This is a genomic window from Collinsella sp. MSK.8.10, from assembly GCF_019041915.1.
Lineage (GTDB): Bacteria > Actinomycetota > Coriobacteriia > Coriobacteriales > Coriobacteriaceae > Collinsella.
This window is the reverse complement of record NZ_JAHPYF010000001.1, coordinates 359,215-372,235: the sequence shown is the minus strand read 5'-3', so window position 1 is coordinate 372,235 and position 13,021 is coordinate 359,215. Positions and strand designations below refer to the sequence as shown.

Here is a 13,021-nt window from a genome sequence, read left to right as displayed (position 1 = left end):
AGCTTTTGGTCAGCGATTGGTTTGACATCGAAAACCAAGATTGCGATTGCGCCGCTTTGCACTCTGACCGCCCAGACAATGGTGGTACGGGCATTCGCCCGGCACTGCCATGAGAGGAGCGGCCGTGAACAAGAGCAAGCGCATCGCCATCAGTCTGGTCGCGGGCGTGCTCGCTGCTCTGCTCTGCATGGTTTACGGCTCATCGATCCGCTCACAAGCCGAACAGGTCCAGGCTGAGACCTTGGCCAAGTACGGTGGCGATCGCGTCGAGGTATGCGTCGCGGCGCGCGATATCGATGTGGGCGAGACCCTCGATGAGACCAATGTCATAACCCAGGAGTGGCTGACGAGTCTGCTGCCGCGTGACGCGGCGACCGAGCTGCGCCAGGTGCGCGGCGACGTGACGACTTCGCGTATTCCCAAAAACGCCGTGATCTGCAATGTCTACACCAAGGTCGAGAGCCGCAAGCTCGAGGTGCCTAAGGGCAAGGTTGCCGTTTCGGTGGCGGTCGATGCCGAGCACTCGGTCGGCGGTGCTACGGGCGTGGGCAGCTACGTGGATGTGTATGTGCAAAAAGACGGCGTGACCGATCGGCTGTGCGGCGCGTACGTGATCGATACCAGTGAGGATTCCGGTGCCACGCGCGAGGGCAAGATCGAATGGGTGACGCTGGCGGCTGACCCCGAAGACGTCAAGGAACTGCTGGGAGCCTCGGGCAAGGGAACGGTCAGCTTGACGATTCCCGCCACGGCGCGCGGCAAAAAGAGCGGAGGCGACGAGTGATGAAGGCGATCTGGCTTGCGTGCTGCGCGTGCGGCGATTACGGGCTGTTGCAGCGGGAAGTCGAGGGCCGTGATGCGGGTGCACAGGTGCTTCGCGTGGGTGACCTGGACGGGCTGGTTTCCATGGCGCGGGCGTTTCCGTCGCGCCGCGGGGCTGCCATCATCGCGGCGTCTCTGTTTGATACCGAAGATGTGCGCAAGACTGTTGCGCGCCTGACGGCCGAAGGCCGCGTGAGTCGCGTGGTCGTGTTGATAGAAGCGCTCGATCCGTCGGATATCGAGGGGCTGTTTCGCGCGGGGGCGACCGAGGTCATCGCTGCACACAGTATATGCGGCAACGGGCACGCGGGTGAGGGAGCGGTTGATTCCGATCGGCGCATGACGATTGAGCCCGATGCTTTTGTTGATAGGGAACCCGGGGCGCCTCGCGCTACAAGAGGCCCGCGTGTTGATGATTATGGAAAAGCGGAAGCCGAGCATGGTCGGCGCCCCCGGAACCCCCTTGTATACGATGACGCTGGAGGGCCGGCGCAGCATGCTGGCGACTCCCCGGCAGTAGATATGGGATACGTGCACGGCGTGAATCTGGCGGATGAACTCGACGAAGTTGAGGGCCTTGCCGGGTGCGGCGAGTTGTCGCTGATGCAGCATGAGCAGATTGCGCAGATCGAGCCTGCCTCGCAGACCGAACAAGCAGCCATGCCGGCTTGGACGCAGCACGTGGTTGCGGCGGGGGAGACGGGGACGCTGTCACCGACGTCCGCCCCGCCGCCTCCGATGCCGCCGGCAGACGCTGCCGCTCCGCCGCATCGAGCTCCAGTCATCTGCGCCATTTCGGGTTCGGGCGGTTGCGGCAAGTCGACGATCGTTGCCACCATGGCACACACATCGTCGCTGTTGGGCTTGCGTGCCGCCGTGCTCGACCTGGACCTGATGTTTGGAAACCTTTACGACTTGTTAGGCGTCGATGCTCCGCGCGATATGGCGGCACTTATCGAGCCGTCGGCGGCGGGCACGCTCACCGAGCCGGATATCGTAGCCGCTTCGATGCGCGTGGCGCCGGGCGTTACGCTCTGGGGTCCCGTCGCGGCGCCCGAGCAAGCCGAGCTCATGGCACGTCCGGTGGAGCTACTGCTTGATGTTCTGCGTCGCGAATCCGACGTGGTCTTTATCGATACCTCGGTCTTTTGGGGCGACGCCGTGGCGGCTGCGGTGGCGGCGAGCGACCGTTGCCTGGTCGTTGGCGATGCGGCGGTGTCGTCCGCGGCATCGGCATCGCGCGTCATTGAACTGGCAGGTCGAGTAGGTGTGCCGCGCACGCGCATGAGCGCCGTGTTCAACCGGTTCGGTGCGCGCGGGGCAGACGAGGACGTCGCCATGCGCTTTGAGATTGCCTGTGCGTTAAGCTCCAAGATTCGTATCGCCGATGGCGGGCAGGATCTCGCCGCGCTCATGGCGTTTGGGCGCGCTGACGAGGCAGTGGGGCAGACCAGCGCTTTTGCGACTAGCGTGCGCGAGGCCACGCGCGAGATGCTCGTGGAACTGGGGTGCGCCGTCGGCCCTTGGAGCGATATGGTCGCCGACCGTGCAACGCGCACCGAACGCCCGCGTATCCGCCTTCCCTGGTCGCGCGAGGGTGATCAGCGATGAGCCTGCAAACGAGGATTAAGGCTGCCGGCGCTGCGGCGGCGGCAGCGCCTGTAGATGTGGGGCGTCGCCGCGCCGTGAAACGACGCACCAAGCGCGCCGTGATGGACCGCATGGGTTACGACGAAGTGGCGCGTATCAGCGCCTATATCGACCCGGCACTTGCCCGCTCGGAATTGCGTCCTGCGGTGGAGGCGGCGCTCAATGTTGAGGAGCCGACCGATCTCGCGACGCCCGAGCGCGAGACCATCATCGACGAGATTTTGGATGACGTGGTGGGCTTGGGGCCGTTGCAGCCGCTCATCGAGGACGACACCGTTACCGAGATCATGATCAACGGCTGCCGCTCGGCTTTCTTTGAACGCGGCGGCGTCTTGTACCCCATCGAGCATGCGTTTGAGGATGATGAGCAGATCCGTGTGCTTATCGACCGCATTATCTCGCCACTTGGCCGCCGTATCGACGAGCGCAGCCCCATCGTCAACGCCCGCCTCAAAACGGGCTATCGCGTCAACGCGGTGATTCCGCCTGTGGCGATTGACGGACCGATTCTCACCATCCGAAAGTTCTCGGACCGTATCTGCTCGCTGGACGAGCTCGTGGGGTTGGGATCGCTGCCGCTTTGGTATGCGCAGCTGCTGTCGTGTGCGGTGTCGCTGCGACAGGACCTGGCGGTTGCGGGAGGCACGGGATCTGGTAAGACCACCCTGCTCAACGCGTTGTCATGTGAGATTTCCACCGGCGAGCGCATCGTGACGATCGAGGACTCTGCCGAGCTCAAGTTTGCGCATCATCCGCACGTGGTGCGCCTAGAGGCGCGCGAGGCTTCAATTGAGGGCGAGGGCGCGGTGACGATCCGCGACCTGGTGACTAATGCCCTGCGCATGCGCCCCGACCGCATCGTGGTGGGCGAGGTGCGCGGTGCCGAGTGCTGCGACATGTTGCAGGCCATGAACACGGGCCACGACGGGTCGCTCACCACGCTTCATGCGGGTTCAGAACAGGAGACCGTGGTGCGTCTGACGTTGCTTGCACGTTATGGCATCGATCTGCCGAGCGAGCTCATCGAGGAGCAGATTGCCATGGCACTCGACGGTATCGTGATGTCCGAGCGCCACGCCGATGGCAGGCGCTTCGTCTCCTCGTATTCGGGGGTGCGACGCGCCGCATCGGGCGGCGTAGAGCTCGAGCGCTATGTGACGTTCGATGCCGCCGAGCGCACCTGGACGCTTGACCGCGAGCCGCCGTTTATCGCAGAAGGCCTGCGGTCGGGGACGCTCACACAAGAGGAGGTGGACGAATGGAGATCACTGTGCCCCTCGTCGTAGGGGGCTTGGCAGGGCTTTCTGTCGCGACGGCGTGCGGGGCGGAACCTCGTGTGCCGCAGGTACCGCCGGCGGAGCTGGCACGTCAGGCGCTCGAGACGGTGGCAGAGAAGCTGCCGCGTGAGCTGGTGGAAAACGATCTGCTGAAAAAGATCGCCCGTTCGTGGGCATCGCTGGCTCCGGCGCATCGCCTTGGCCTCGTGATCGAAGATGCTTCGGGACGTTTGGCGTTTCTGCTGCTATCGAGCGGTGTCTGCTGCGTTTTACTAACGATGGTGTCGTTATCGCCCCTCGGATTTGCCTTGGGACTTGTTGCTCCGTTTGCCGTTGGTGCCGCTCGGGATGGCTTTGAGAGCCGGCGCGAGCAACACGATGCAGAAGAGGCAATGCCCGAGGCGTTTACCGCACTTTCCATGTCGCTTGCCTCGGGACATTCGCTGGCCCAGGGCATGCGCTTTGTGGGCGCTCATGCGCAAGAGCCAGTGCATACCGAGTTTTTGCGGGTGGCGGCGGCGATCGATTGCGGCATCTCGGCGACCGACGCGCTCGATGACTTGCTCGTGCGTATCGACGCCCCCGGTCTTTCGCTTGTGACCTTGGCGCTTAAGGTGTCTCAGCGCACCGGCGCTCCGCTTGCCGACTTACTGTCCGAGGCGTCGAGCATGGTGGGGGAGCGCATTGAGCTCAAGCGCCGCCTGGATGTTAAGACGTCGCAGGCTCGCATGTCTGCGCATATGGTCGCGGCGATGCCGGCGGGCATGTGCGCGGTGTTGGCGCTGCTTTCGGCAGATTTTCGTCGCGGTCTTGCGACGCCTGCCGGCGCGGGCGCTGTGGTGCTGGGTCTTGCCCTCAACGCCGTTGCCCTGGTGGTTATCCGGCGCATTATGCGGGTGGAGCTATGAGCGCCCCGGTTGCAGTTGCGGCTTGCCTGTGCGCCCTGAGTGTATTTGTCGCGACGGGTTTGGATCGGGCGGATGCACGCAAGATCGCAGGGGCCTGCAAGCGCGAGGCGGTGCTGGTCGCTGCCGCGGGTCGCTCGGTGGTCGATGCTCTGACCGCGCGAGTGAAGGGCGCGGTTGGAGCGGGCGGCCCGGCGCGAGTGTCGCTCGGCGAAGTGTCCGAGATGATCGATGTTGTGCGCTTGGGTCTTTCGGCCGGTCTTTCGTTTGATGCGGCGCTTGAGATTTTCTGCGCCAACCGCCGGTCAGTGCTGGCTCTTCGCCTTGAGCGCGCCTGCATGGCGTGGCAGGTGGGCGTGGGCACGCGTGAGGACGAGTTGTTGGCCGCCGCGCGCGACCTGGACGTGCGAGCGCTCGAGACCTTTGCCATCACGGTGGGGCAGGCGCTCGCCCTGGGTGCCCCACTTGCCGAGATGCTGGCCGCTCAAAGTCGCGAGATCCGTGCGGCTCATCGCGCCGCGGTCGAGCGCGAGATCGAGCGTGCACCCGTCAAGCTGCTGATTCCCACCGGCACGCTCATCTTGCCGGCGTTGCTTCTGTCCATATTGGGCCCGCTGCTGGGAGCAGGCGGGATGATGTAGGGAGGAATACATGAACACGATGACTGACGCTGCTGGCAAGGTCCAGGGCTGGGCGTTTTGCCGGGCGGCACATGTTCGTCAGCGCGCCAAGGAACTATTGCAGGAGGAGAGTGCACAGGGTACCACCGAGTATGCCATCTTGGTCGGCGTGCTCGTGGTGATCGCGATTATCGCCATCGTCGCATTTAAGGGCAAGGTCCAAGATCTATGGAACGCTATCAGCGAGGGCATCAACAGCCTGTAGAGGGCGAGCGCCCCATCGGGGTGCTGCTGGTGTTTGCTTGCCTGACCGTGGCGATAGCGGCGGTGCTTTGGGGGCTTAACGCCGCGCGGCAGCAGCGTCCTGGGACCGCCTCCGATTTGGGCTCAGATTCGGCGGTGGCGTCTCAAAAAGATGAGATGCGAGATGCGGACGATTCGGATGTCGCTGTCACGGCGCAAACCTTTCTGCGGACGCTCGACAAGCGGTCTGGCACTGCGACGGATTCGCCTGAGGGCAACGCGATTGCGGTCCGGCTTGCATGGTCCGAGGACCGACCGATGACCGAAGCGGCGGCGGATATGCTGCGTGCCTATCGCGAGGTACCCACGGCGCAACTTGCTCTGAGCGGCTATCTCGACATCAAGGGAAACGTGTGGGGCGCCATCGTGCGCGACGAACGCGGCTGGGTCGATATGGTGACAATTGCCGCGGATGCTGGCGATGCTTCGTGTCGTCTGCGCGCCGTGCGCCTGAGCCCGCAGGCAACGGACTCAAAGGAGGGATCGTGAAATGCATGATGTCCTGCGTGAGGAATCTGCCCAGGCGACGGTCGAATACGCCATCGTCACGGTGGCGCTGTTATCGATCGTGCTGGCGATCGCGGGACTTTGGCGTGCCGGCACCGATGGGCGCTTGGCGGCGCTGGTTGAGCGGGCGGCATCCCATGGCGTTGCCTCGACGTCGGTTATCGACGCCGCTGCGGCCGCTAAGGACATCGCGTTGTATTGATGCCGCGCGCGAGGACCGGGCGCAGTCTACGGTCGAGGCCGCTTTTTTGCTGCCGACGTTTCTGACACTCATCCTTCTCGCGCTGCAACCGGTGTGCCTGCTCTATACGCGCGCGGTCATGGAGTCTGCCGCCGCCGAGACCGCGCGGCTCATGACCACGACGACGGCGGAGGACGACGATCTTAAGGAGTTCACCCGCCGCCGACTTGCCGCAGTGCCCAACGTTTCGATCTTTCATGCCGGCGGGCCGTTGTCGTGGGATATCGAGCTTGGCCGGGCCGGTGCGGGTGGCGTCTCGTCCGTGTCCGTTTCCGGCGAGGTCAAGCCGTTGCCTGTGATCGGTGCGTTTGCGCAGGCTATGGGTGGTACCGCCGAGGGCGGCTACGTTGAGCTCAAGGTCGATGTCTCGTATCAATCGCGTCCCGAATGGCTGGAGGGAGATTATGATTCGTGGATTGCTGCATGGGATTAGGCGCTGCCTGTTGCGGGTGACGCAAGGGTTTGCGGCCCGCCGTCGACCAGGCGCTCTCCGCAAACGAGGCGGCTTTATGGGTCGAGCCGGTGTCGATCTGTTTATCGAAGACGGCGCCTATACCACGCTTTCTTCTGCCGTGGTCATCCTAGTGGTGCTCACATTGTTGTTTTCGTCGACCGCGGCGATATGGAGCATGTCGCGTGCCGGGGATACCCAGGTGGCGGCTGATAGTGGCGCGCTGGCGGGTGCCAACGTAGTGTCGTCCTATCACACGGCTGCCACGGTGGTTGATGCGAGCATCTTGAGTCTGGGGCTGGCGGGGTTTGCCACGATCGGGACGGGCCTGGTCGCCATCCTCATCCCGGGTGCCGAGCCGGTTGCCGGCAATATGGTCGACACCGGGATTGAGATCATTAAAACGCGCAACAAGTTTGCCAAAAGCGCATCGGAAGGCTTACAGAAAATCGAGACGGCTCTGCCGTATCTGATCGCCGCGCGTGCCACGCAGGCGGTGTCGGCGCAGGATACCGATAGTGTGACCTATACCGGTACGGCGCTTGCCGTGCCCAGGACATCCGAGTCTGACTTCGCTGCGCTCGAGGGGTCCGAGATCTCGACCGATGCCATTAAAGACACATCAGATGATTTAGAGTGTGCGGCCGAGGAGCTGCGGAAGGCTTCTGAGGACACGGCGAAGGCTAAAGAGCGTGCTTGGCTGGCGGATTGTGGTGGGTCTGACAAGGGCTCGGTCGGCAGCTGTTCTTGCATGTGGGAGCGTGCGAAAAGCCTAACGGATCTCTCCGGTGTTCAAAATCCGCATTACTCATCGAGCTTTACGTGGGAGCCCCAAGTTGCCCTTGATCGCGCGAAGGACTACTACCATTGGCGTCTGACAAATGAGAAGCCCCACGGCTCGAGTGTCGAGATGAAGGCAGAGTCTGCGGCGCGTAAGGCGTTTTATACCTATGCGAGCGCGGAGGTCGATCGGGCGCATATAACCGAGAACGGAGACAGGGTTTCCTCCTATATTCCGCTGCTGCCGCGCAACTCTGATGAGGTTCGGGCGACGGAACTCTATACCGATGCGGTGTGGCCGACGAGCGTGAACGATGACAAGGCGTATCTGCATTACGGGACGACCTGCCCTAACTATAAGAAAGGGACGCCGAGCGGATTTGCTTCGGTTGCCGATTACGATGGACAGGATAAATGCAGCAAATGCCATTTTGGCGTTTTGTCGCTTGGTGCTGTTGCGGCGCCTTCAACCTCTATCGAAAACGGCTTCGAATATCACTTCGACGAGTTCAAAAAGGCCTTGGAGGAATACGTCAAATGTCGGAACAAAGAGCTTGAGCTCATGCGTCAGACCGAGGATGAGGCCGACCGTGCGAGCAATGCGTTTGACCAGGCCATTAAAGCGCTTTCGGGCGAGCGTCCGCGTATCGCTCCGCCCGGTCGCAACGGCGTGGTTGCCTTTGCGGTTTCGGGTGCCATCTCGAGCCCCGATGAGCTCAACTCTTCGTTTAACACGGCAGTCAGGCTTGGCGATCGCGGTGCCATCTCTGCCGCGGTGCTGGCGCCCGATGAGGCGACGGCGCAAAACAACGTGCTTTCGCGATTTTTCTCGACATTGAAGGAACGCTCGGGTGGCGTTGCCGGCGTACTCGATGGCGTCATGGATGTCTGGGGACGGCTGCTTGTGGGATACGGAGACATCCAAGGTTCGGCCGACGAACTTATGGACGAGATGATTAAAGGCCTAGGAGGGGGCAGCGGCGCGTTGGGCTCCATCGCATCGTGGCTCGGCGATACCGTTTCGGCGTCCGTGGCGGCGCTGGGTTTGGAACCGTGCGACTTGCGCCTGCGAAAGCCGGTGCTGACTGATTCCGCCAACGTCATTAAGAGCCCGGGGTCTGACATTGCTGGTCTCTCTCAAGCGCAAGACAAACTGCGAAGTATTCCGTTGGGCGTGACCGATCCCAAGGCGCTTTGCGAGGCGTTGGAATATCAAGTCGAACGCACCATCAGCGGTACGGTGTTCACGCTTGCGGAGATTCCTCTGCCCGGCGGCGGCTCCATCCCGCTCACCGTCGATGTCGCCACGCTGGTTGGCGCTCTGGGCGGTGGGTCGTAATGAGTATCCGCATGCGTCTGCGCGAGGAGCGCGCCCAAGCGACGGTGGAGATAGCAGTGGTTACGCCCGTTTTGCTGGTGCTGGCACTCATCGTATACAACGTCATGATCTATGCCAGCGCTGTCGCGCGCTTCGACCGCGTGGTGCCCGACATCGTGTTGGCGCACGCCGTGGCGCCGAGCGGGGAGGGCGACGAAAGCTCTGTCGATGCCTCGGCGACGGTCCGGACTCAAATTCTGAATGCCATGGAAGGCTATGACTTGCAGATCGAAGTGTCGAGCGAGCAAGGCGCGGAGGCATCGGATGGTGGCCTGCTCTCCCTATCCGGTACGTTTAGGACCTACACCTGCACCATGCACTATGAGCCGTGGCCGACTTCTCTCAGCATCGCTGGCGTTCCGCTGGGGGCGCCGACAACGTTGTCGCACGAGCGCGCGGTGACGGTCGATCCATGGCGTCCGGGGGTGGTCATGTGACCGCGGTCTCGTCCTACATCGCCTACGCGCGGGCACTCAATAGGCTGGGCTGGACGCCGGCCGAGTTTGCGGTGGCGGAGTCGTTTGCCGTGCGCCTGCGCGGCATGCTGGGACGGTGTCCGGTTGCCGCCAACGGTCTGCCGCTCGTCATGGCATTTCCACGCTGCTCTTCGGTCCATACGTGTTTTATGGCCTATCCCATCGATATCGCCTTTATCGATGCACGTGGCTATGTCCTCGTATGCTACGAAAACGTACGTCCCTGGCGTATGTGCTCCTGCCCCGGCGCCTGGGCCGTACTAGAGCGTCCTTCAATCATTGTTTCGACCCCTGCTCTCCAACGCGTGCCGGCTTAAGAATTGGCGACAGCGGACTTTCGTCATACGAAATTGGGTAAGATGGAGGAGAAGATGCATGGATGTTGAGATCCATCCCAACGCTAAAAAGCACCTGACGGAAAAGCAGGTGCTTAGCGCTTGGCTTGCGGTTACTGAGTGCATTCGTCGCGAGCCGAAGGACGAGCCGCCGAGATGGCTTGCGATTGGATGGCTCCCAGACGGACGAAGCGTGGAGCTTGTCGCGGTCGAGCTTGTCCGTGGGGGCTTATCATTCATGCCTTGTCTCCAGTCCAGAAGAAATTTTGGCAGGAGATTGAACGGGCTCGGCAAAGGGGTCGATGATGGGCAAGACGTATACGGCCGCTAATGGTCAGGTTGTAACGGATGAAATGATTGACGCGTGGTGCGAGTCGTACGAGCGCGGAGAGTTTCCGGATGGCGAACACACCGTTGGTGGGATCGTGCATGGACGGCCCCCACTCTCAGGTGAGGGGACGGCAACGCTGTCGGTCAAGATTCCTCTGGGAATGAAGGAGGCCATTCGTCGACGGGCGGCTGCCGAGGGGATGACGCCAAGTGAGTTTGCCCGTGCGGCTCTGAGCGAAAAACTTCTTGCTGCCGGCTGATGCCTCTGACGTGCCGATTTAAAGAACCGAGGCTGTGCTCAAAAACTTTTTTGAAATTCTCGGTTGACCGGAACGCGTCCTTGGTTATACTAATCAAGCCTTGAAACAAGGCACACCTCAAATGGCTGGGTAGCTCAGTTGGTAGAGCAGAGGACTGAAAATCCTCGTGTCAGGGGTTCGATTCCCTTCCCCGCCACCTTGAATTGACTAGGACCTCTGCAAAGGGGTCCTTTTCTTTTATGTAGCCCTCGCACGGAATCGAACCCCGTGAGGGCGCGGAGCTGAGTAAACGCGTAAGCGTTTGCCAGCGCAGCTCGCAAGGCGCGTAAGCGCCGCAGCGGTCCGTCCGCGCAGCGCGCGGACGCGGTTCCCTTCCCCGCCACCTTGAATTGACTAGGACCTCTGCAAAGGGGTCCTTTTCTTTTATGTAGGGTTCTGCGGAAACTGCGTCCCAGAATAAGGGCTCAGAACGGGACACACTTTCCGGTGCCTGCCTCCGGCGCGCGTACACACCTCGTCGCACCATTCCGAGTCCGTCTGCTCCCAGACATTCCTCCCACTTTCGCGTCACTTTGCAGACCGTTCGGTCGCCTGTCCGCACACGCGGGTATACTCAAAACGATACTTATCCTACGCAATACGATGCGGGTTCGACCTGCATGATCCGAAGGGGGCAGTGATGGAGAGGATACTCGGCGTTAATCTCTCTGGCTGGTTTATTCCCGAGCCTTGGGTGACCCCGTCGCTGTACGCGGCGACCGGTGCATCCAACGCGGCTGAGCTACAGGAGGCCATGGGTACCGCCGCCTATAACGAGCGCATGCGCCGCCATTACGAGACGTTTGTGAGCGAGGACGATTTTCGCCGCATGGCGCAGATCGGTCTCAATGCCGTGCGTCTGCCGGTGCCCTGGTATGCCTTTGGCTCACAGGAGTCCGATGCCTCCTACATATCGGTTGTCGATTACATCGACCGCGCAATTGAGTGGGCTGCCAAGTACGACATCCGCGTGCTGCTCGATCTGGCAACCGTGCCCGGTGGCCAGGGCGATTCCAACGATTCGCCCACCACGCCGGAGGCTGTTGCCGAGTGGCATTCGTCCACCAACGGCCGTCATGTCGCACTCGACGTGCTCGAGCGCTTGGCCGATCGCTATGGCGAGGCCGAGAGCCTGCTGGGCATTGAGCTGCTGGACACGCCGCAGATGAGCGTTCGCAAGAGCCTCTTCACCATGACGGATGGCATTCCTGCTCACTACCTGCGCAATTTCTATCGCGATGCCTACGAGCTCGTCCGTTCGTATATGCCCGAGGATAAGATCGTCGTCTTCTCGTCGTCGGGGCATCCCAGCGAGTGGAAGCATTTTATGCGCGGCGCCAAGTACAAGAACGTCTACATGGACCTTCACCTGTACCATTACCGCGACGAGTATGCGCTCGACATCACGAGCCCTCGCGGGCTGACGACGGCGATTTCGCGTAACAAGCGCGAGCTTAAAGAAGCGATTTCGACTGGGTTCCCCGTGCTGGTGGGCGAATGGTCGGGCGCGGCGATCTTTGCCAACTCGTCGGTTACGCCCGAGGGCCGCAATGCCTACGAGCGCGTGTTTATCGCCAACCAGCTGGCTTCGTTTGCGCCGGCTGCCGGTTGGTTCTTCCAAACGTGGAAGACCGAGAAGCGCATTGCAGCATGGGACGCCCGCGCGGCGCTCGGTACGCTCGAGCGCGGCATGATTGAATAGGTTGATATGACGCAAAACAGCGCCCATACGGGCAAACTCTATGTGGTCGGCACGCCCATCGGCAACCTGGGCGACCTGTCCCCGCGCGTTGGTGAGGCCTTTGCCGCCGCCGATGCCATTTGCTGCGAAGACACGCGTGTGACGTCAAAGCTACTGATGCACCTGGGCATTTCCAAGCCGCTTGTCCGTTGCGACGAGAATGTGATCGCCAGCCGCGCCGCCGGCCTGGTCGACCGTCTGCTGGCGGGGGAGACCCTCGCTTTTGCCTCGGACGCCGGCATGCCGAGCGTGTCCGATCCCGGCCAGGCGCTGGTCGAGGCGGCGCGTGAGGCCGATGTGCCCGTCGAAGTTATTCCCGGGCCCTCTGCTTGCGTCACGGCGCTTGTTTCGTCCGGCATTCCCTGCGAGCATTTTTTCTTCGAGGGCTTTTTGGGCCGAAAGCACGGCGACCGTGTGCGCCGTTTGCAGCGCCTTGCCGTGGTGCCCGGCGCACTCATCTTCTACGAGTCTCCACATCGCATCGTGGCGACGCTCGAGGCCGTGGCGGAGGTCTTTCCCCAGCGTGAGGTTGCCGTCTGCCGCGAACTCACCAAGCTGCACGAGGAGGTCTTGCGCGGGCCCGCTGACCAGCTTGCCGAGGAGCTGCGTGCTCGCGGCGAGGTAAAGGGCGAGATTGCGCTGGTCATCGCGCCACCGAGCGAGGATGAGGAGGCCGGTATCGTGCCGGTCGGCGCCACGGCAGCGGATCCCGACGAGGCCCTGCGCGAGGATATCCGCGCCGCGCTCGAGGAGGGGGAGCCCGCGTCTGCGGTGGCCAAGCGCCTGTCTCAGAAGTATTCGCGCCGCAAGCGCGATGTCTATGCCATGGTGCTCGATATGCAATAGATGGAGGATATCCAGCCCTTGCGCTAGAATCATCCTCTGTATGCAACGTTTTTCTGGAGG

16 protein-coding genes and 1 tRNA gene are annotated in these 13,021 nt (G+C 62.2%); all 17 read left to right on the top strand.

Annotation, left to right across the window (positions count from 1 at the left end; translation table 11 throughout):
• Window positions 1–124 precede the first annotated feature (124 nt).
• Window positions 125–784 (top strand): Flp pilus assembly protein CpaB, encoded by a 660-nt coding sequence (gene cpaB, locus KTF55_RS01560; protein ID WP_226790441.1) that lies wholly within the window; start codon window positions 125–127, stop codon window positions 782–784.
• Complete coding sequence (locus KTF55_RS01555) at window positions 784–2,433, top strand: P-loop NTPase (protein ID WP_217107519.1); 1,650 nt, start codon at window positions 784–786, stop codon at window positions 2,431–2,433. Before cpaB ends, KTF55_RS01555 begins: the two co-directional genes overlap by 1 nt.
• Window positions 2,430–3,758, top strand: coding sequence for a CpaF family protein (locus KTF55_RS01550; RefSeq protein WP_117634305.1), 1,329 nt, complete (start codon window positions 2,430–2,432; stop codon window positions 3,756–3,758). The genes KTF55_RS01555 and KTF55_RS01550 overlap by 4 nt, the downstream gene beginning before the upstream one ends.
• Window positions 3,731–4,657, top strand: coding sequence for a type II secretion system F family protein (locus tag KTF55_RS01545; RefSeq protein ID WP_117563706.1), 927 nt, complete (start codon window positions 3,731–3,733; stop codon window positions 4,655–4,657). The genes KTF55_RS01550 and KTF55_RS01545 overlap by 28 nt, the downstream gene beginning before the upstream one ends.
• The gene (locus tag KTF55_RS01540) at window positions 4,654–5,295 is read left to right on the top strand and encodes a type II secretion system F family protein (protein ID WP_217107520.1); all 642 of its coding nucleotides are present in this window, start codon (window positions 4,654–4,656) and stop codon (window positions 5,293–5,295) included. The genes KTF55_RS01545 and KTF55_RS01540 overlap by 4 nt, the downstream gene beginning before the upstream one ends.
• Before the next feature lie 10 nt (window positions 5,296–5,305).
• Entirely contained in the window at window positions 5,306–5,539 is a 234-nt protein-coding gene (locus KTF55_RS01535) for a hypothetical protein (RefSeq protein ID WP_089572694.1), read from the top strand.
• Complete coding sequence (locus KTF55_RS01530; protein ID WP_128620524.1) at window positions 5,503–6,066, top strand: hypothetical protein; 564 nt, start codon at window positions 5,503–5,505, stop codon at window positions 6,064–6,066. Before KTF55_RS01535 ends, KTF55_RS01530 begins: the two co-directional genes overlap by 37 nt.
• 1 nt (window position 6,067) lies before the next feature.
• Window positions 6,068–6,286 (top strand): hypothetical protein, encoded by a 219-nt coding sequence (locus tag KTF55_RS01525; protein ID WP_117563704.1) that lies wholly within the window; start codon window positions 6,068–6,070, stop codon window positions 6,284–6,286.
• Window positions 6,222–6,758, top strand: coding sequence for a TadE/TadG family type IV pilus assembly protein (locus KTF55_RS01520; RefSeq protein WP_117563703.1), 537 nt, complete (start codon window positions 6,222–6,224; stop codon window positions 6,756–6,758). Before KTF55_RS01525 ends, KTF55_RS01520 begins: the two co-directional genes overlap by 65 nt.
• 76 nt (window positions 6,759–6,834) lie before the next feature.
• Complete coding sequence (locus tag KTF55_RS01515) at window positions 6,835–8,895, top strand: hypothetical protein (protein ID WP_217107521.1); 2,061 nt, start codon at window positions 6,835–6,837, stop codon at window positions 8,893–8,895.
• Complete coding sequence (locus KTF55_RS01510) at window positions 8,895–9,371, top strand: TadE/TadG family type IV pilus assembly protein (RefSeq protein WP_117563701.1); 477 nt, start codon at window positions 8,895–8,897, stop codon at window positions 9,369–9,371. The genes KTF55_RS01515 and KTF55_RS01510 overlap by 1 nt, the downstream gene beginning before the upstream one ends.
• A complete protein-coding gene (locus KTF55_RS01505) occupies window positions 9,368–9,727 on the top strand; it encodes a DUF192 domain-containing protein (protein ID WP_226790440.1) in 360 nt (119 codons plus the stop codon). Before KTF55_RS01510 ends, KTF55_RS01505 begins: the two co-directional genes overlap by 4 nt.
• Before the next feature lie 58 nt (window positions 9,728–9,785).
• Window positions 9,786–10,076 (top strand): hypothetical protein, encoded by a 291-nt coding sequence (locus KTF55_RS01500; protein ID WP_117583813.1) that lies wholly within the window; start codon window positions 9,786–9,788, stop codon window positions 10,074–10,076.
• The gene (locus KTF55_RS01495) at window positions 10,051–10,335 is read left to right on the top strand and encodes a ribbon-helix-helix domain-containing protein (RefSeq protein ID WP_035137167.1); all 285 of its coding nucleotides are present in this window, start codon (window positions 10,051–10,053) and stop codon (window positions 10,333–10,335) included. The genes KTF55_RS01500 and KTF55_RS01495 overlap by 26 nt, the downstream gene beginning before the upstream one ends.
• A gap of 123 nt (window positions 10,336–10,458) precedes the next feature.
• A tRNA-Phe gene (locus tag KTF55_RS01490) sits at window positions 10,459–10,531 on the top strand.
• Window positions 10,532–11,014: 483 nt separating this feature from the next.
• A complete protein-coding gene (locus KTF55_RS01485) occupies window positions 11,015–12,076 on the top strand; it encodes a glycoside hydrolase family 5 protein (protein ID WP_055309641.1) in 1,062 nt (353 codons plus the stop codon).
• 6 nt (window positions 12,077–12,082) lie between these two features.
• Window positions 12,083–12,961 (top strand): 16S rRNA (cytidine(1402)-2'-O)-methyltransferase, encoded by an 879-nt coding sequence (gene rsmI / locus KTF55_RS01480; protein ID WP_117583812.1) that lies wholly within the window; start codon window positions 12,083–12,085, stop codon window positions 12,959–12,961.
• Window positions 12,962–13,021: the final 60 nt, after the last annotated feature.